We start from the raw sequence: 17,790 nt of genomic DNA, 5'->3' as shown, positions 1-17,790 counted from the left end.
GGTTCGGCGGGACCGCTCGCACACCACGCAGGAGGGGTCGCAGGGGTGACTGGACGCCACGAAGAGTCCGAGCTGGCCTGGGGACCGGGGGCCACCGGCGGGGCCGCGCACGCGGCCGACGACGCCACCCGCGACTTCGGGCCCGCGCCCGAGCTGGCCGAGCGCGCGGGCGCCGCCGAACCGGCCGACGACCCGCTGACCGACGACGGCAGCACCGACCACACCAACTACCCCGACGCCTCCGGCCCGCACCAGGTGCCCGGCGGGTCCGGCCCGCACCACGTCCCCGGTGCCTCCGGCCCGCACCACGTGCCGGGCCCCGGCCAGCTCGGGCCGCAGCCGGTGCCGATGGGGGCTCCGCAGCAGGCGCCCTACGGCGGCGTGCCCTACGCCGACCCCACCCCGTCCGGCCCGCAGCCCCTCGGCTACCAGCCCGGGTACCCGCAGCCCGGCGCCCCGGTGCCCCCGCCCGGCTACCCCGCGGGCGTCCCGCCGCTGGCGCCCTCGCAGAGCGACGAGCTGACCTCGGCGCGGCTGCTCAAGCAGACCAAGCGCGCCCCGCAGTCGGGCTGGCGCAAGGCCGTCTACGTCGCCTCCGGGCACCTGATCAACGTCGGCGAGAGCCCGGCGGACAAGCACCGCCGCGAGCTGATCGCCCGGGTCAACCAGCCGCTGCGCGGCTGCTACAAGATCGCGATGCTCAGCCTCAAGGGCGGGGTCGGCAAGACCACCACCACGACCACCCTGGGCTCCACCTACTCCTCGCTGCGCGGCGACCGCGTCATCGCCGTCGACGCCAACCCCGACCGCGGCACGCTCAGCCAGAAGATCCCGCTGGAGACCACCGCCACCGTCCGCCACCTGCTGCGCGACGCCAGCCGCATCCGCCGCTACAGCGACATCCGCGCCTACACCTCCCAGGGCCCCAGCAGGCTGGAGGTGCTGGCCTCCGAGCAGGACCCGGCCGTCTCCGAGGCCTTCAGCGAGGACGACTACCGGCGCACCGTCGCCCTGCTGGAGCACTTCTACAACATCGTGCTCACCGACTGCGGCACCGGCATGCTGCACTCGGCCATGAAGGGCGTCCTCGACCTCGCCGACTCCCTCGTCATCGTCTCCAGCGGCTCCGTCGACGGCGCCCGCAGCGCCTCGGCCACCCTCGACTGGCTCGACGCCCACGGCTACCGCGACCTCGTCGCCCGCTCCGTCGCCGTCATCAACTCCGTGCGCCCCAAGTCCGGCTCCGTCGACCTCGACAAGCTCGGCCAGCACTTCGCCGCCCGCTGCCGCGCCGTCTGCCGCATCCCCTTCGACCCCCACCTCGAAGAGGGCGCCGAGATCGAGCTCGAACGCCTCCAACCCGCCACCCGCCTCGCCCTGCTCGACATGGCCGCCACCGTCGCCGACGACTTCCCCAACGAGCACCACCGCCTCCGCTGACCCCACCGCGGCCCGGCCTGCTTCCCGCCCGGCCTGTGGATGGATTTCCCCACCGCTCACCCTGACCTGGGAAAATGGAAATCGGGGGTCCCCCTGGGCCTGTGGATGGATTTCCGCGGGCAGGGCCGGGGCGTGGGAGCCTGGGGCTGTGGTGTGCCCAGGCGAGGCGTGGACACGATGTGCCCAGACAGGGCGTGGGCGCGAGGTGCCGAGGCTGGGGTGTGGACGCGCGATGTGCCCCCAGATGGGGCGTGGGCGCGAGGTGCCCAGGCGAGGCGTGGATGCGCGATGTGCCGAAGCGGGGCGTGGACGCGCGAGCGCCGGGGTCAGGTGCGGAAGCTGAGCGGCGGGCGTCCCGGGAACTGAGCGGGAGCAAGGGCCCCGGCAACGGGCCCGGACGCGGGGATGGTGCGCCTGCGTCCGGGCGGGGGCTGCCTGCCTGGCAGGGTCAGGCGGCAGCGGGTGGCGGCTCCGTCAGCCCCGTCAGCCCGTCAGGGGGCGGGGGGCTTGCCCTCGTCCCCGGTGTCCGGGCCCGGGCGGTACTTGTTCAGGCCGCGGAGGAACTCGGGGTCGTCGTCCGGGGCCACCGGGGACGACGAGCGGCGCTGGGCGACGCCCGCGGGGGGCTGTGGGCCCAGCGCCCGCCAGAGCAGCACGGCCACCGTGACGGCGCCGACGGCTGCCAGCAGGTAGATCATCGAAAGCCACCTCCGAACCCTCGGGTTGTCGAGGTTAGCCCGATTGTCGCTTTCGCGGGTCTCGATCCGGTACCGCGGGTCAGGCGCCCAGGCCGCTGGCCTCGGTGGTGAGCTCCGCGAGCAGGGTGCGGACCTCGGACTCGCGGAAGCGGCGGTGGCCGCCCGGGGTGCGGATCGAGCCGATGCGGCCCGCGGTCGCCCAGCGGGTCACGGTCTTGGGGTCGACCCGGAACAGGGCCGCGACCTCACCGGGGGTCAACAGGCGCTCTCCGACGTGCGCAACGGTCATTTCCGCCTCCTCATGAGCTACAACTGTGGTGGAGGGGTTCCGGTGGGAGCCGGGACCGAACCGGGACCATCGTGGCACTTCGACCATCGGGTACTCGAACGGTTGGGTGATGGTAAAGAGGTAGTAAGGGACAAACCGGTGTGATTCGGGCACAACCGGCTCCCGACCCGATCACCGGCGGGCCTCACTACGCTGCTCGACCGTGGACACCGTGGACCGCCGCATCATCGCGGCACTGCGCACCAACGGCCGCGTCACCTACGCCGACCTGGGCAGGCAGGTGGGGCTGTCGGCCTCGGCGGTGCACGAGCGGGTGGGCAAGCTGGAGTCGTCCGGGGTGATCACCGGCTACCACGCCGTCGTCGACCCCAGCGCGGTCGGGCTCGGGGTGACGGCGCTGGTCAGCATCCACCCCACCGACACCGCCGACGACGAGGACGTGGCCGACGCGCTGGCCGGGCTGCCCGAGGTGGAGAGCTGCTACCGGGTGGCGGGCGACGAGGCGTTCGTGGTGAAGGTGCGGGTCGCCACCGTCGACGACCTGGAGCGCTCGCTGGGCAGGCTGCGCCGCATCAACGGCGTGGCGCGCACCCGCTCCACCGTCGTGCTCTCCACCCGGTTCGAGGGCAGGCCCAACACCTCCTACGTCGACGGCCCGGCGGCCGGGGCGGGCGAGTAACCTGGCGGTCGTGGAGCAGCGGAGGCACCTCGGGCGCGACATCGCGCTGTACACGCTGGCCAGGGTCGCCCTGGTCGCGGTGGTCGCGCTCGTGCTGGTGCAGTTCGACATCCCGCTGCTGGTGAGCCTGGCCGTCGCGCTCGTCGTCGGCTTCCCGCTGGGGCTGCTGCTGTTCCGCGGGCTGAACCAGCGGGTGACCGCCGGGCTGGCCGAGCGCGGCGCGGGCCGCGACGCCGAGCGGCAGCGCCTGCGCTCGGAACTGCGCGGCGAAGCGGAGTAGCCCCCGGCCGGGCGCCGGGACAGGGCCGAACCACCTGTCCAGGGTGCCGACACGGCCCGGATAGGGTGCCCGCAACCGTCGGTTGGAGGCATCCGTGCAGGTAGTGGGCTTGGTCCTGGTGGGCTTGGTGGCCCTCATCCACGTCTACATCGTCGTCCTGGAGATGGCGCTGTGGAAGACGCCGCGGGGGCGGGCGGCGTTCGGCACCACGCCCGAGTACGCCGAGCAGACCGCGGTGCTCGCGGCCAACCAGGGGCTCTACAACGGGTTCCTGGTCGCCGGGCTGGTGTACGGCCTGGTCACCGGCTCGTTCGAGTTCCGGGTGTTCTTCCTGGTGTGCGTGGTCGTGGCGGGCCTGTACGGGGCGGCCACGGTGTCGCGGCGCATCCTGCTCGTGCAGGCGGTGCCCGCCGCGCTGGCCCTGGTCGCCACGCTGGTCGGGGGCTGAGGTGACCGCCCTCGACCGCTGCTGCGACACCACCCGCGAGTGGGTCAACGACGCCCTGCGGGTCATCCAGGCCGACGCCAACCGCAGCGCCGACACCCACCTGCTCCCCTTCCCCTTGCCATCGGAGTGGAAAGTCCGGCTTTACCTGAAGGACGAGTCGACCCACCCCACCGGTTCGCTAAAGCACAGACTTGCGCGCTCGCTGTTCCTCTACGCGCTGTGCAACGGCTGGATCGTCGAGGGCACGCCGGTGATCGAGGCGTCCTCGGGCTCGACCGCGGTCTCCGAGGCGTACTTCGCGCGGATGCTCGGCCTGCCGTTCATCGCCGTGATGCCGCGCACCACCAGCCCGGAGAAGGTGCGGCTCATCGAGCACCAGGGCGGCCGCTGCCACTTCACCGACTCCCCCGGGGAGATCTACGCCGAGTCGCACCGGCTGGCCGAGGAGTTGGGCGGGCACTTCCTCGACCAGTTCACCAACGCCGAGCGGGCGACCGACTGGCGCGGCAACAACAACATCGCCGAGTCGATCTTCGAGCAGATGGCGCTGGAGCCGCACCCCGAGCCCGCCTGGGTCGTCGTCGGCGCGGGCACCGGCGGCACCAGCGCCACCATCGGCCGCTACCTGCGCTACCAGCGCCACCGCACCCGGCTGGCCGTGGTGGACCCGGAGAACTCGGTGTTCTTCGACGCCTGGCGCGACACCCGCCCCGACCTCACCGGCACCTGCGGCTCGCGGATCGAGGGCATCGGGCGGCCGCGGGTGGAGCCGTCGTTCCAGGGCCAGGTCGTCGACCGGATGGTCAAGGTGCCCGACGCGGCGTCGGTGGCGGTGATCCGGGTCGTCGAGCAGGTGCTGGGCCGCCGCGTCGGCGGGTCCACCGGGACGAACCTGTGGGGCGCGTTCGAGATCGTCGCCGAGATGGTGGCCGCCGGGCGCGAGGGCAGCGTGGTGACCCTGCTCTGCGACGGCGGCGAGCGCTACTCCCACACCTACTACGACGACGGCTGGCTGGCGGCCAACGGGATCGACATCGAGCCCTACCTGGCCTTCGTGCGCGACTTCCTGCGCACGGGGCAGTGGTTGAACCCTCCCGGGACGTGATTCGCAGAGGAAAACCCCTGCCGGGCCGCGGAACCCGCTGAGCCCGCCCGCCGTCAACCCCGGGGTCAGGCAAGGCCACAGCAGGGAGCCCCGATGAGCCAGTTCCACGTCGAGACCGACCAGTTGCGCGGGTACGCGGGCTTGTTGGAGCGCAACGCGGGCCACCTCTCGGCCATCGAGGGCCACGCGCGCACGGCGGGCGGGGACACCAGCGGGTTCACCGGGCTGCTGGAGCTGCTGGTGCCGGTCGTGGACGGCGCCGTGGCGCTCTACGCGCAGGCCCTGGAGTTCGGGCACGACCGGATGGTCGGGCTCCAGCACTCCCTGGAGGGCGCCGCCGACGCCTACGACAAGGCCGACGCGACCGGTGCCGCGCGCATCGGCGGCGTCGAGACCGTCCGGTCGATCCCGACGGTGGGTGGTCGGTGATGGCGGGCTACGCCGACGTCGCGGACCCGGTCGCCGCGCTGAGCGCCACCGAGAACCTCGACGGCGCGCTGAGCACCAGCGACGCCATCGCGGACGCGGGCGTGCAGGTCCAGGTCGTGAACTGGATCTGGGAGAAGGTCGTCGGGGAGGACCTGGTCAGCTCGATCATCGCCCCGATCACCGGCGACTTCGAGAAGGTCTCCACCACCGGCAAGCAGTGGGCCAACGTCTGCGACGCCCTGCAGGCCGTGCGCGACAACCTCAACGGCGGCCTCGACGAGCTGGCCCCGCGCTGGGACGGCGCCGCCGCCGACGCGTTCGCGCTGCGCGTCCGGACGGTGTGGACGGTCGCGATCGAGGCCGACGCGCAGGCCGCCACGCTCGTGGGTGCGGCGTTCGAGAAGGTGGCCGAGGCGTCGAAGCGGGCCTGCGAGAAGGCCCTGGACCTGATCCGCAAGCTGGTCAACAAGCTGCTGGAGGCCATCGCCCTGCTGCCGATCCCGGTGGTGGGCTGGGGCAAGGCGGTCAAGACCGTCTACGACGCCCTGGAGATCTACAACGCCGTGGTGTCCATCATCGACGGCATCAAGTCGATCATCGAGGGCTGCACCTCGGTGGTCCAGGGCGTGCGCGACGCGGGCAGCGCCATCAGCCGCATCAAGGACGTCCGCAGCGTCAACGACGCCATCAACGTCGGCAACGACCTCAACGACGCCCGCGGCGACATCACCGACGGCGCGGGCCAGGTCAAGGAAGGCGCCGCAGGCGCCAAGGACGGCGCCGCCGACGCCCGCACCGCCGGGCGCAGCGCCCGCGAGCACCACGCCGAGTACCGGGCCGAGCGCGCCGCCCACAACGCCCCGCCGCCCGCCGACGACCAGGGCTCCAGCGGCTCCCAGGGCTCCAGTGGCTCCAGCAGCGCCCAGGGCGACCGCCAGCCCGTCGGGGCGGGTGCCTGACATGGCCCAGGACGACTGGAAGACCCTCCGGATCCGCGCCGCCGAGGCCGAGTTGGACCTCGCCCTGGCCACCCTCGACACCACCATCGCCGAGGCCGACGCCCGCGTCGCCGCCCTCCCCGAGACCACCGTCACCGACCGCGACATCGAGCAGATCGCCGCCCACCACCGCGCCCCCGGCGCCACCCCCGCCGAACGGGCGCTGCAAGCCCGCATCGACGCGGGCGAGCTGAGCTGGCGCGACATCCTCTCCGGCCGCTCCGCCGCCGAACCCGGCGTCCGCGAGGCCCTGGAAGCCGGCGTCCCCCAGCTCCGCCAGGCCTACACCCTCCTGCAGGAGGGCCACCCCCTCACCGAGGTCATCGCCGCAGGCATCCCCCCGGAGGACGACAACCCCGACGACTTCGGCGGCCCGATCCTCCGCAAGCGCTGACCACCCGGGCGGCACCCCCGCGGGCCCGGCCCGCGGGGGTGCTCCGGTCAGCCCGGGGTGATGGCCTCGGCGACGGCGGCCTTGAGGCGGGCGTGCAGGTCCCGGAGGCGGTCGCGGGAGGCGCGGACCTCCAGCACGCGCAGGCCGGGCTGGGGGTCGAGGGCGGCGCGCAGGGCGGCGGGGGTGGTGATGAGCTGGTGCGGGACGCCGAAGCCCGCGCAGAGGGAGCGCAGGTCGGCGCCGGTGGGGGTGCCGAAGACGCGCTCGAAACCGGCCCTGTGCTCGGCGGCGCCCTGCTCCAGCAGCGAGAAGATGCCGCCCCCGTCGTCGTTGAGGACGACCGCGCACAGGTCGGGGCGCTGCTCCTCGGGGCCGATCAGCAGCGCGTTGAGGTCGTGCAGGAACGTCAGGTCGCCCATCAGCGCGTAGGTGGGGGCCCCGCCCGCCAGGGCCACGCCCGCGGCCGTGGACAGGTTGCCGTCGATGCCCGCCACCCCCCGGTTCGCGTGCACGGTGACGTCCGCCCGGTGCGCGGCCACCAGGTCGACGTCCCGGACCGGGTTGGACGAGCCCAGCACCAGCGCGGCACCCGCGGGCAGGCCGTCCACCAGGTCGCGGGCCAGGTGCAGGCCGGTGGGCCACTCCTCGTCCCCGAGCAGCTTCTCCACCGCCAGCGTGGCCGCGCGCTCGGCCTCCCGCCACGCGGGCAGCCACCCCGGGTCCGGCTCCGACACCCAGCGCAGGTCGTCCTCGTCCAGCCACCCGCGCACGTGCTGGGCCACGTACTGCGGGTCCGTCCACTGCGGGTGGTCACCGATCCCGTAGACCGCCACCCGGTCCATCAGCCCGCGCACCCCGCGCGACAGCGTCGGCCTGCCCACCACCACGACGGCGTCCGGGCGCAGCGCCCCGGGCAGCTGCCCGCTGCCCAGCAGCAGCGGCCCGCCCCGCACCACCGGCACCCCGCCCGCCAGCGCCGCCCGCGCCCCCACCGGCTCCGCGATCACCGGCCACCCCGCCCGCGCGGCGATCCGCGCCGCGGCCGCCGCCCGGTTCGGGTCACCGCTGCCCACGACCACCACCACGCGCGCGGGCAGCGGGAAGTCCACCCGGTTGTCCGGGATGGACCGGGGGGCCGAGAACGTCGTCCACCGCACCCCGCCGGGCCGCCCGTCCAGCGAGTCCGGCCACGCCTCGCCGAAGGAGGGCACCAGCGGCTCCCGGAACGGGACGTTGAGCTGCACCGGGATGCCGGTCTCCGCCCGCGCGACCCCCCGGCACACCAACCCGCGCCACACCGGGTTCTGCCCCGGCCGCCGCTCCGCCACCGGGAAGTCCACGGCCACCGCCGCGCTGCCGAAGATCCCGCGCTGGTCGATGGTCTGGTTCGCGCCGCTGCCGTGCAGCTCCGGCGGCCGGTCGGCGGTGATGAGCAGCACCCCCACCCCCGAGTGGTGCGCCTCCAGCACCGCCGGGTGCAGGTTCGCCACCGCGGTGCCGGACGTGCACACCACCGCCGACGGCCGCCCCGACGCGCGGCTCAACCCCAGGGCGAGGAACGCCGCTGCCCGCTCGTCGACCCGCACGTGCAGCGTCAGCCGCCCCGCCAGCGCCGCCTCGTGCAGGGCCAGGCTCAACGCCGCGTTGCGCGAACCCGGGCAGACGACCACCTGACGCACGTCGTTGCGCACCAGCTCGTCGACCACCACCGTGGCCATCGCCGTGGACGGGTTCACCCTGGCGCTCCTCTCGGCCCCCGCCTCGGTGTGGGGTGCGGGGTGCTGCCCACCAGCTAACGCCTGGGGCGGGTGGTGGTGCGCGCCGACCCCTGGGTTGGGGTGTGTGGTCGGCTCGCCTTCGGCTCCGGAGGCGGGAGGGCGGGGGATCTTCGGTGCCGGGAGTGCTTTAGGGCATCGGGCTTCGCCCGATCTTCCCGGGATTCGGGGGGCGGCTCGATGCGGTGGTTGCGCTTGGTCGGGGCCCCTACGGCGATCATGCGCTGCGGGCTGGGAAAAGGCGGGCTGGAAAGACGCCCGCCCGTCCCGTTGGGTAGCACATGATCGCCTCCCCCGACCAAGCACAACCACCCCATCGAGCACCTGGGTCGCCGGGCCGCCGGTTCTGCGGGGGGTTGCGCTGGGGAAGCCGAGGGCGGGGTGGGGGCGGGTGCGGCCTTGGGTGGGTGGTGAGGGCGGGGGTGGGGGGTGTGGTCAGCGGGTGGGGAAGAGGACTCGGGCGCGCAGGGACCAGCGGGCCAGAGCGCGGCCCGCGGGGGTGAGGCCGACGCGGCGGGCGGTGGCGTCGGCGTCGGTGGCGTCGAGGACGCGGAGGTGGGTGAGGAAGGTGGTGGTGTGCAGGCGGGGGTCGCCGGGGAGGCCCTCTTCGGACAGGACGTGGCCGACCTTCTCGGTGATGCGGGCGGGGGCCATGCGGTCTTCCAGGAGCAGGGCGGCCAGGACCGCTTCGGCGGCGGGGCCGGGGATGGTGCGGTCGGCGGTGATGAGGCGCTCGCCGACGGTCATCAGGAGGGAATCGGCGTCGTCGATGAGGCAGGTGCCCTGGTCGGTGGTCCTGAGCCTGCCCGCGGTGCGCTCCACCAGGTGCATGGACTCCGCGAGGGTGCGCAGCAGGGCGACCGGGGGCCAGTGGGACTCGCTGCGGCCCGCGGTGGTGGTGGCGCGGCAGGCGGGCATGGCGGCGGCCAGGGAGGCGACCAGGGCGGTGGGCAGGTAGCCGCTGGCGGTGAGGCGGGCGCCCGCGCCCCGGCAGGACTCCAGGAGCACGAGCAGGGCGGGGAGGCGGTCCTCGGTGGTCTCGGGGGCGCGGCGGACCTCGGGGCGCAGGCGGACCAGCATCTCGCGGCGGGTCTGGCTGCCCCGGCCGGGGATCCAGGCGTCGAGGCGCTCGTCGAGCAGGCGGGCGAACCAGGTCTCCTCGCCCTCGGCCTCCGGGCTGGTGAGCAGGCGCATGACCAGGCCGACGCGCATCGGCTCGCCGGAGCCGTCGGCGGGCAGCGTGCCCGCCTCGACCGCCTCCTCCAGCAGCCTGCCGCAGGCGGCGTGCAGGGCGGTCTCCACCGGGCCGCCCTGGTCGGACCAGGTGAGCACCGGGGTGTCGGGGGGCTGCACGCCGGACTCCGCCCAGGCCCGCGCGACCAGCTCCGGGTAGCGGACCGGGTCGCCCGCCGCGTCCAGGATGCGGTGGGTGACCGGGGAGCGGCACACCTCGGCGTAGCGCTCGTGGCCGAGCAGGTGCAGCAGCTCGGCGAAGGCGTCGCAGGTGCCGTGCAGGTCCTCGAACGCGCCGTCGCCGCCGGGGCGCACGTGCGCGCCGGGCAGCGTCCGCCACACCATCTGCTGCACGTCGTAGCGGGTGACCTTGGTCGGGTGCGCGGCGGTGGCCCGCATCACGTGCCAGAGCGCGTGCGCGTGCTTCGCCGCGGTGTCGTCCCGCGCGCGGATGACGTCCAGCGCCGAGTCCAGGTCGTGCACCGGTTCAGCTTGGCACGCCCCCCGCCCCCACCGCGAACGGTTGTCCACACCCCGGTCCCGACCGCCCCCGGCGCGCGCGGCGGGGGCGCCCTGCGGCATCCTCGGTGCCGTGGCTGACCAGGACGTTCCCCGCCGAAGCGTGTCCGAGCTGTTCGACCCGGCCCAGTGGACCGAGGTGCCCGGCTTCGACTTCACCGACATCACCTACCACCGCGCCACCGACGTCGGCGCGGTGCGCATCGCCTTCGACCGCCCCGAGGTGCGCAACGCCTTCCGCCCGCACACCGTCGACGAGCTCTACCGCGCCCTCGACCACGCGCGGATGAGCTCCGACGTGGGCTGCGTGCTGCTCACCGGCAACGGCCCGTCCCCCCGCGACGGCGGCTGGGCCTTCTGCTCCGGTGGCGACCAGCGCATCCGGGGCCGCACGGGCTACCAGTACGCCAGCGGCGAGACGGCCGAGACCGTCGACCCGGCGCGCGCGGGCCGCCTGCACATCCTGGAGGTGCAGCGGCTCATCCGGTTCATGCCCAAGGTCGTCATCGCCGTGGTGCCCGGCTGGGCGGCGGGCGGCGGGCACAGCCTGCACGTCACCTGCGACCTCACCCTGGCCAGCGCCGAGCACGCCCGGTTCAAGCAGACCGACGCCGACGTGGGCAGCTTCGACGGCGGCTTCGGCTCGGCCTACCTGGCCAGGCAGGTCGGGCAGAAGTTCGCCAGGGAGATCTTCTTCCTGGGCCGCACCTACACCGCAGAGGACATGGTGGCCATGGGCGCGGTCAACCAGGCCGTCCCGCACGCGGAGCTGGAGGCGACCGCGGTGCAGTGGGCGCGGGAGGTCTGCGGCAAGTCCCCGACCGCGCAGCGGATGCTCAAGTTCGCCTTCAACGCCATCGACGACGGCCTGGTCGGCCAGCAGGTGTTCGCGGGCGAGACGACGCGCCTGGCCTACATGACCGACGAGGCGGTGGAGGGCCGGGACTCGTTCCTGGAGAAGCGGGACCCGGACTGGTCGCGCTTCCCCTACTACTACTGAGCCACCGGCCCCGGGGGCCGGCAGGATCGACCCCGTGCTCGTGGTGGAACCGGCGGCGGGGCCGCTGACCCTGGTCGACGCCCTGCGCGCGGCCCTCGACGGCGGCCCCGCGGTCCTGCCGCTCGGCCCGGGGGAGTCCGCGGCGGCCCTGCGGCCCGACCTGCCGGTGGAGCCCGGCACGGCGCTGGTGGTGCAGACCTCCGGGTCCACCGGCGCGCCCAAGGGCGTGCTGCTGCCCGCCGCGTCCCTGCGCGCCTCCGCGACGGCCACGCACGCCCGGCTCGGCGGCCCCGGCACGTGGCTGCTGGCCATGCCCGCCCACCACATCGCGGGCGTGCAGGTGGTCGTGCGCTCGCTACTGGCCGGGACCCCGCTGGCCGTGCTGCCCCCCGGCCCGTTCCGGGGGGCGGCGTTCGTCGAGGCGGCGGCGCCCGTGCTCGCCGCCGACGGCCCCCGCTACACCGCGCTCGTGCCCACCCAGCTGACGCGGCTGCTCACCGAGGGCGGGCCCGCGCTGGACGCCCTGCGCGCCTTCGACGGCGTGCTGGTCGGCGGCGCCGCGACCCCGCCCGCGCTGCTGGCCCGCGCCCGCGACGCCGGTGCCGCCGTGCGCACCACCTACGGCATGAGCGAGACCTCCGGCGGCTGCGTCTACGACGGCGTGCCGCTGGACGGGGTGCGCGTCGAGGTGGTGGACGGGGTGGTCCGGATCGCGGGCCCCACCCTCGCCGCCGGGTACCGGCTCGACCCCGACCACCCCGCGTTCGCCGGTGGCTGGTTCCGCACCAACGACCTCGGCCGCCTCGACGGCGGGGTGCTCACCGTCCTGGGGCGCGCCGACGACGTGATCAACACCGGTGGCGAGAAGGTGCCGCCCGCCGCCGTCGAACGCGTCCTGACCAGCCAGGACGGCGTGCTGGATGCGTGCGTGGCAGGCGTGGCGGACCCGGAGTGGGGGCAGCGCGTCGGCGCGGCGCTGGTGGTCGCGGACGGCGCGGACGTGCCCGCGGCGCTGGCGGCCGTGCGGGCCGAGCTGGGCGCCGCGGCCACCCCCAAGCAGGTGCTCCTGGTGGCGGAGCTGCCGCTGCGCGGGCCCGGCAAGGTCGACCGGTCCGCCGTCGCGGCGCTGCTCGCGGAACCCAGGTGACGCGACCGGGCGGCGGCGGTTAGGTTCGTCCGCTGTGGACCTGGCCATCACCACCCTCGCCGCCCGCCCCGACCTCGAACCGCTGCTGGACGAGTTCCCCAGCGGCTGGCCCACCTTCATGCAGCAGGACGCCACCGGCAGCCTCTACTACGCCGCCACGACCCAGCACTACGCCGAGCACGTCCTCATGGCCTACGACGCCGACCACCCCGAACGGCTCGTCGCCAAGGCCTACACCGTCCCCTTCCACTGGGACGGCGACCTGCCCGCGGGCGGCTGGGACGCGGTCATCACCCGCTCGGCGGTCGACCGGCTCATCGGCCGCGACCCCGACCACGTCTCCGCCCTGGAGATCCTGGTCCAGACCGACCTGCGCGGCACCGGCTTGTCCGCGGTGATGCTCGGCGCCATGCGCGCCAACGCCCGCAGGCTCGGCTTCACCGAACTCGTCGCCCCCGTCCGCCCCAACCACAAGCACAAGCACCCGCACGCCCCCATCGACGAGTACGCCCACCGCGTCCGCGACGACGGCCTGCCCAAGGACCCGTGGCTGCGCGTCCACGTGCGCGCGGGCGGGCGCATCGACTCCGTCGCCCCCTACTCCATGACCATCTCCGCCCCGCTGGCCTCCTGGCGCGAGTGGACGGGCCTGCCCTTCGACACCGACGGGGAGGTCCTGGTCCCCGAGGCCCTGACCCCCGTCCGGGTCGACCCGCGCGACGGCACCGCCACCTACATCGAGCCCAACGTCTGGGTCCGCCACGACTGTTGAATATTTTCCCGCCACCCACCCCCTCGTCCCCGCCCGGCATCGTCCCCGGCTTGGCGCCACGGCCGTCTGTCGGTGGGGGAGGGGTGCCGGGCTTGGCGCGGTGTGTTCTGTCCGCTCCTCGTCCCCGGCTTGGCATCAAGGCCGTCCGTCAGCGGGGTGCCCCCTCGCGGGGCGAGGCCTGGTGCCCCCGGCCACAAAGCGGCGACCACCGGCAGCCGCCCCGGGGCCGCCGGTGGAAGATGACCGGCATGGCGACAGCGGCGCAGTGGATCGAAGGAGCACGGGTCAGGACCCTGCCCAACTCGGTGGCCCCCGTGGTCCTGGGGGCGGGCGCGGCCGCGGCCGCCGACCAGTTCTCCTGGCCCCGGGCCCTGCTCGCGCTCGTGGTCTCCCTGTCCCTGCAGGTGGGGGTCAACTACGCCAACGACTACTCCGACGGCATCCGCGGCACCGACACCGACCGCGTCGGCCCCCTGCGCCTCGTCGGCTCCGGCGCCGCCAACCCCGCCGCGGTCAAGTACGCCGCCTTCGCCTGCTTCGGCGTCGGCGCCCTGGCGGGCCTCGCCCTGGTCGTCCTCTCCGGCTACTGGTGGCTGCTGCTCCTCGGCGCCCTGAGCATCGCGGGCGCCTGGTACTACACCGGCGGCGACAAGCCCTACGGCTACTCCGGCTGGGGCGAGGTCGCCGTCTTCCTGTTCTTCGGCCTGGTCGCCGTCCTGGGCACCGAGTACGTCCAGACCGGCGCCATCAGCTGGATCGGCGTCGGCGGCGCCCTGGCCATGGGCGGCTTCTCCGCGGCCGTCCTGGTGGCCAACAACCTGCGCGACGTGCCCACCGACCGGGTGGCGGGCAAGAACACCCTGGCCGTGCGGCTGGGGGAGGAGCGGACCCGGCTGCTCTACGCCGGGCTGGTGGGGCTGCCGTTCCTGGTGAGCATCGGCCTGGCCTTCTACTCCCCGGTGGCCCTGGTCGCGTTCGTCGCGGCGGTGCTCGTCGTCCCGGCCCTGCAGATCGTGCTGGGGCGGCGCGAGGGGATGGCGCTGATCCCGGTGCTCAAGCAGACCGGGCTGGCGATGCTGCTCTGGGCCGTGGTGACCACCGGCGCCCTCACCCTGTGATCCCCAGCCGCTCCCGCAGGACGCGGACCTGCCTGTCCACGACGTCCCACCGCTCCCCGGGCCGCACCGACTGCCACGCCGACAGCGCCCGCCGGTAGGCGCGCGTCAGCTCCGGCAGGTCCGGCCCGGGCGGGCTGGTCGCCAACCGCTCGCCCAACGACGCGAGCGCGTGCGCGGTCTCGGTCCGGTGGCCCTGCCACTCCTGCCGGGCCCGCTGCCGCGCCGCCACCCCCGACACCACCCGGTCGACGACCAGCGCGGTCACGTGCGCGGCGGCGATCGTCAGCACCAGCAGCACCCCGGCCAGCGCGTACCGCAACCCCGGGAAGCGCAGGGCCCGCGAGTCGCGCAGCACCCGGCCCGCCGCGACCTCCGCGTCGTAGAGCGCCGCCAACTGCTCCGCCTGGGCGCGGTGGTCGCCGTCGAGGAACTGCGTGGTGTCCGCGTGCCGGGCCCAGGTGGCCATGCCCCAGCTGAAGCGGTCGACCGTGGTGGGGAAGTCGGGGCTCTGGCACCCGGCGGCGAAGGCACCGTCGACGAGCACGGCGGTCATGGCGCCGTGCAGGTGGGCGGCGATGGTCGTGCAGGTCTCCTCGGGGTCGAGGGGCGCGCGCGGGTCACCGACCAGCACCGCCATCGTCAGCGGGCGGTCACCGAAAGCGGCCCGCACGCCGTCCGCGTCCACGCCCCCGGAGCCCTCGCCCACGAACACGACGTCGTGGTCGAGGGTGTGCACGGCGGAACGGGCGGGGGAGAACAGCAGGAGCAGGTCGGTGGCGGTGAGCCAGAGGACCACGACCACCCCCGCGGCGGTGAGCCACCGGCGCACCACCGTCCGGCGCTGCGCCCGCGCGCCCCGCTCGGTCACACCGACACCCCGAAGCGCACCTCGTCCAGCGCCGCGCGGGCGGCTGCCACCGCCGCCTGGACCGCGGCGGGGTCGGCGCCGTCGAGTAGCAGGTCCCGGGCCCTGGCGTGCTCGACGGCGGCATCCGCGAGCAGGTCAGCGGGGTCGTGGCTGCGCGTGCGCGCCCTGGGCGGGTCGGCGGCTGGGTCGGCGTGGTCGAGCCGCAGGCCGTGGGCTTCGACCTGCTGGTCGGTGACGCTGGTGAGCGGGTCGGTGCCGTGGCCGTGCGTCCTGGTCGCGGCTGCGGTGCCGCCGTGGTGCTCGGCGTGCTGGGTGGTGTCGGTGCGCAGGTCGGCGAGGCCGGGGGCTGGGGCGGTGGCGCGCTGGGTGGCCGCGCTCGTGGGCAGTTCGGCGTGGGGGCGGCTGTGGGCGCGCACCGTGGCCAGGTCGGCGGCCAGGGCGGCGACCTCGGCGGCCAGGTGGTCGCGCAGGAGCAGGTCAGCCTCGGCCCTGGCCAGGCGGCGGCGGGCCGGGCGCAGGCGCAGCGCGGCGGGCACCCCCACCAGCAGCACCGCGGCGCAGGCCAGCGCCCACGGCAGGGCCGCGGAGCGCCACGCGGGCGGCTGGTCGTCGACCGCCGGGGCGGTGGCCGCCGCCGCGCGGGCGGCCAGGGCCTGGTCGACCTCGGCCAGCACCAGCGACCCCAGGGCCAGCGGGTCCGGGCCCCACTCGGCGAGGCGGAAGTAGCTGCGCCCGTAGTAGGCGGTCACCGCCGTGCGCACCAGGTCCGGGTCCGGGCCCGCCACCTCCACCCAGCGCCCCCGCACCACCACGACCCGCTCGCCGGGGAAGCGCTCGCCCAGCCGGGCGGTCAGGTCGGTGGGCTGACCCGCGGGCAGCACCGCGACCAGGGCGTCCGGGGCGGGGCCGACGGGGGCGAGGCCGGGGGCGGTGTAGCGGCCGGTGCTCGCCAGCGCCGCCGCCACCTCGTCCACGCCCCCCGCGGGGACCGGGTCCGGCGTGGCCCGCACGTGGCCGTCGAGCACCGCGGACAGGACGGGCTCGGTGACGTCGGCGGTGCCGAGCACCGCGGCGACCTCCGCCATGTCCCGGGGCCCGATCAGCTGGTGGCTGCGTCCCGCCTCCACGCGCAACCCGCTGACCACCACCAGCCGGTCGTCGCCGCCGAGGGCCGCGCGCAACCGGTCCAGCTCACCGCGGTGGCGCTCCCGGCCGTCCGAGCCGGTGAACGGCAGCAGCAGCACCCGCCACCCGGTGCGGGCCAGCACCGGCCGCAGCGCCGCCTCGTCCACCACCGCGGGCGCCCCGGGCAGCCGGGCGACCGACCCGGCGGCCAACGCCCGCCGAGCCTGCTCGGCCGTCCACGCGATCGGCACCTCGGCGGGCGTCGTCGGGGCGGGGGTGGTGGTCGGCACCGCGACCGCCGGGGCGGCCTGGGCGTGGATGACCCCGATCAACCGCACCGACAGCAGCGGCAGCGCCACCAGCGCGACGAGCACCAGGACACCGGCGACGGTGTCCCGCGTCGACCTCGCCCTCGTGCGCATGGTGCGAGCATAATTCGCCACCCGGACGAGGGCGGCATACCGCCCATTTCGTGCACGACCGCGTGGTCCACCCTGCCCGCCCGCCCCTCGCGCCACCGCGCGTGCCGCCTGCCCGCCCCGCGCCACCTGCCCTGCGGTGCCTTTCCGACCCGTGGTCGCAGGCCGCCCCGCTACCCTCGCCGTGTGCCAGCTGAGCAGGAGGTCCGCGAGCCCACCCCGGTCGACCGCGCGGAGCGCACCCAGCCGGTGCGGCGGGCGGTGGCGATCGCGGCGCTGGCCGTGGCCGGGGTGTTGACCCTGCTCGGCCTGCTGCTGGTCATCGGGGCCTTCACCGAGGACAGGGCCATCGAGTCCAACACCGGCCGCGCTGACGCGGAGGTCCTCAGCGTCGGCTTCAACCGCACCCTCGTCCGCTTCCAGACCCCCGACGGCGCGGACCACACGCCCGGGGTGGGTGTGCTCTACCCCGAACTCCTCGAAGAGGGCCAGGTCGTCCGGGTCGAGTACGACCAGCGCAACCCCGACCTCGTCCGGGTCGCGGGGCGCGGGGCCACCCTCACCGTCCTGCCGGTCAGCACCACGGTGCTCATCGGCTGGGTGGTCGCGGGGGGCCTGGTCTACTGGTTGCGCAGGCAGGGCCCGCTGCGGATCCGCCCCCTCTGGCAGCGACCCATCCGCGTGTAGCTACCGGGCCCCCTCCTGGCGGACGGCTCCCCCGCTCACCCGCGGATGAGGCGCCGGGCGCGTCGGCACAGCGGTGGACGCGCCCGCGCCGCCCTGCTCCGCAGCCCTGTCTAGGACAGGCCCTAGCCCCACCCGGAGTCCGCGAGCACCACCAGCGCGGCCAGCAGACCGGTGCTGCCGACCAGGGCTGACAGGACGAGTCGCAGCACGCGCTGCGCGCGGCGCGACTTCTTCTCGCTCCTGCTGAACACAGCGGTGAAGCCCGCCGCGATCGCCAAGCTGAGCAGCGTCGCCACTCCGCAGGTCAACACCAGCATCACCATGTCCGGTCCTCTCGAAGTCGATTAATCGGTGGTGCGACGACGTC

At 75.0% G+C, this 17,790-nt stretch carries 20 protein-coding genes; 13 read left to right on the top strand and 7 right to left on the bottom strand.

Going from position 1 to position 17,790, the window contains the following annotated elements:
• The first annotated feature begins 45 nt into the window (after positions 1–45).
• Positions 46–1,440: a MinD/ParA family ATP-binding protein gene (locus BJP25_RS24880; RefSeq protein WP_233158239.1), complete on the top strand. Its 1,395-nt coding sequence runs from the start codon at positions 46–48 to the stop codon at positions 1,438–1,440.
• Between the two features lie 491 nt (positions 1,441–1,931).
• On the opposite strand, the gene BJP25_RS24875 is transcribed toward BJP25_RS24880, so the two are convergent.
• Both BJP25_RS24875 and BJP25_RS24870 read right to left on the bottom strand, forming a co-directional pair.
• Entirely contained in the window at positions 1,932–2,138 is a 207-nt protein-coding gene (locus BJP25_RS24875) for a hypothetical protein (RefSeq protein WP_075977397.1), read from the bottom strand.
• 79 nt (positions 2,139–2,217) lie between these two features.
• The gene (locus BJP25_RS24870) at positions 2,218–2,427 is read right to left on the bottom strand and encodes a BldC family transcriptional regulator (RefSeq protein ID WP_075977396.1); all 210 of its coding nucleotides are present in this window, start codon (positions 2,425–2,427) and stop codon (positions 2,218–2,220) included.
• 202 nt (positions 2,428–2,629) lie between these two features.
• Here BJP25_RS24870 and BJP25_RS24865 point away from each other — a divergent pair, with 202 nt between their 5' ends.
• The 7 genes from BJP25_RS24865 to BJP25_RS24835 all read left to right on the top strand — a co-directional run bounded on the left by BJP25_RS24865 (position 2,630) and on the right by BJP25_RS24835 (position 6,760).
• Positions 2,630–3,106: an Lrp/AsnC family transcriptional regulator gene (locus BJP25_RS24865; RefSeq protein ID WP_075977395.1), complete on the top strand. Its 477-nt coding sequence runs from the start codon at positions 2,630–2,632 to the stop codon at positions 3,104–3,106.
• A 10-nt stretch (positions 3,107–3,116) separates the two neighbouring features.
• Positions 3,117–3,386, top strand: coding sequence for a DUF4229 domain-containing protein (locus BJP25_RS24860; protein ID WP_084794461.1), 270 nt, complete (start codon positions 3,117–3,119; stop codon positions 3,384–3,386).
• Positions 3,387–3,480: 94 nt separating this feature from the next.
• Positions 3,481–3,834 (top strand): DUF1304 domain-containing protein, encoded by a 354-nt coding sequence (locus BJP25_RS24855; RefSeq protein ID WP_075977393.1) that lies wholly within the window; start codon positions 3,481–3,483, stop codon positions 3,832–3,834.
• Between the two features lies 1 nt (position 3,835).
• On the top strand, positions 3,836–4,939 hold the full coding sequence (gene cds1 / locus BJP25_RS24850; protein WP_075977392.1) for an L-cysteine desulfhydrase Cds1: 1,104 nt from the start codon (positions 3,836–3,838) through the stop codon (positions 4,937–4,939).
• 93 nt (positions 4,940–5,032) lie between these two features.
• On the top strand, positions 5,033–5,368 hold the full coding sequence (locus BJP25_RS24845; protein ID WP_075977391.1) for a type VII secretion target: 336 nt from the start codon (positions 5,033–5,035) through the stop codon (positions 5,366–5,368).
• On the top strand, positions 5,368–6,327 hold the full coding sequence (locus BJP25_RS24840) for a WXG100 family type VII secretion target (protein ID WP_075977390.1): 960 nt from the start codon (positions 5,368–5,370) through the stop codon (positions 6,325–6,327). The genes BJP25_RS24845 and BJP25_RS24840 overlap by 1 nt, the downstream gene beginning before the upstream one ends.
• 1 nt (position 6,328) lies before the next feature.
• Positions 6,329–6,760, top strand: coding sequence for a hypothetical protein (locus BJP25_RS24835; protein ID WP_075977389.1), 432 nt, complete (start codon positions 6,329–6,331; stop codon positions 6,758–6,760).
• A gap of 47 nt (positions 6,761–6,807) precedes the next feature.
• Here BJP25_RS24835 and menD read toward each other — a convergent pair whose 3' ends face one another.
• On the bottom strand, positions 6,808–8,496 hold the full coding sequence (menD, locus tag BJP25_RS24830) for a 2-succinyl-5-enolpyruvyl-6-hydroxy-3-cyclohexene-1-carboxylic-acid synthase (RefSeq protein ID WP_075977388.1): 1,689 nt from the start codon (positions 8,494–8,496) through the stop codon (positions 6,808–6,810).
• A 474-nt stretch (positions 8,497–8,970) separates the two neighbouring features.
• Entirely contained in the window at positions 8,971–10,251 is a 1,281-nt protein-coding gene (locus BJP25_RS24825; protein WP_075977387.1) for a hypothetical protein, read from the bottom strand.
• Positions 10,252–10,360: 109 nt separating this feature from the next.
• Here BJP25_RS24825 and BJP25_RS24820 point away from each other — a divergent pair, with 109 nt between their 5' ends.
• The 4 genes from BJP25_RS24820 (at position 10,361) to BJP25_RS24805 (ending at position 14,324) form a co-directional block, all read left to right on the top strand.
• A complete protein-coding gene (locus tag BJP25_RS24820; RefSeq protein WP_075977386.1) occupies positions 10,361–11,287 on the top strand; it encodes a 1,4-dihydroxy-2-naphthoyl-CoA synthase in 927 nt (308 codons plus the stop codon).
• A gap of 34 nt (positions 11,288–11,321) precedes the next feature.
• Complete coding sequence (gene menE, locus BJP25_RS24815; RefSeq protein WP_143219285.1) at positions 11,322–12,434, top strand: o-succinylbenzoate--CoA ligase; 1,113 nt, start codon at positions 11,322–11,324, stop codon at positions 12,432–12,434.
• A gap of 34 nt (positions 12,435–12,468) precedes the next feature.
• The gene (locus BJP25_RS24810) at positions 12,469–13,206 is read left to right on the top strand and encodes an N-acetyltransferase (protein ID WP_075977384.1); all 738 of its coding nucleotides are present in this window, start codon (positions 12,469–12,471) and stop codon (positions 13,204–13,206) included.
• Positions 13,207–13,454: 248 nt separating this feature from the next.
• Positions 13,455–14,324, top strand: a complete 870-nt coding sequence (locus BJP25_RS24805) for a 1,4-dihydroxy-2-naphthoate polyprenyltransferase (protein WP_075977818.1) — start codon at positions 13,455–13,457, stop codon at positions 14,322–14,324.
• On the opposite strand, the gene BJP25_RS24800 is transcribed toward BJP25_RS24805, so the two are convergent.
• The gene (locus BJP25_RS24800; protein WP_075977383.1) at positions 14,314–15,192 is read right to left on the bottom strand and encodes a hypothetical protein; all 879 of its coding nucleotides are present in this window, start codon (positions 15,190–15,192) and stop codon (positions 14,314–14,316) included. The two genes, BJP25_RS24805 and BJP25_RS24800, sit on opposite strands and share 11 nt — an antisense overlap.
• Positions 15,189–16,739 (bottom strand): hypothetical protein, encoded by a 1,551-nt coding sequence (locus BJP25_RS24795; RefSeq protein ID WP_075977382.1) that lies wholly within the window; start codon positions 16,737–16,739, stop codon positions 15,189–15,191. The genes BJP25_RS24800 and BJP25_RS24795 overlap by 4 nt, the downstream gene beginning before the upstream one ends.
• A gap of 183 nt (positions 16,740–16,922) precedes the next feature.
• Between BJP25_RS24795 and BJP25_RS24790 the strand changes: the two genes are divergently transcribed.
• Positions 16,923–17,423: a DUF3592 domain-containing protein gene (locus tag BJP25_RS24790; RefSeq protein ID WP_233158238.1), complete on the top strand. Its 501-nt coding sequence runs from the start codon at positions 16,923–16,925 to the stop codon at positions 17,421–17,423.
• A gap of 122 nt (positions 17,424–17,545) precedes the next feature.
• Here BJP25_RS24790 and BJP25_RS24785 read toward each other — a convergent pair whose 3' ends face one another.
• Complete coding sequence (locus tag BJP25_RS24785; protein WP_075977381.1) at positions 17,546–17,746, bottom strand: hypothetical protein; 201 nt, start codon at positions 17,744–17,746, stop codon at positions 17,546–17,548.
• Positions 17,747–17,790 lie beyond the last annotated feature (44 nt).

Origin of the sequence: Actinokineospora bangkokensis, from assembly GCF_001940455.1 — a bacterium.
GTDB lineage: Bacteria > Actinomycetota > Actinomycetes > Mycobacteriales > Pseudonocardiaceae > Actinokineospora > Actinokineospora bangkokensis.
Note: the sequence above shows the minus strand (reverse complement) of the source record. Positions and strands in the feature narration are given on the sequence as shown.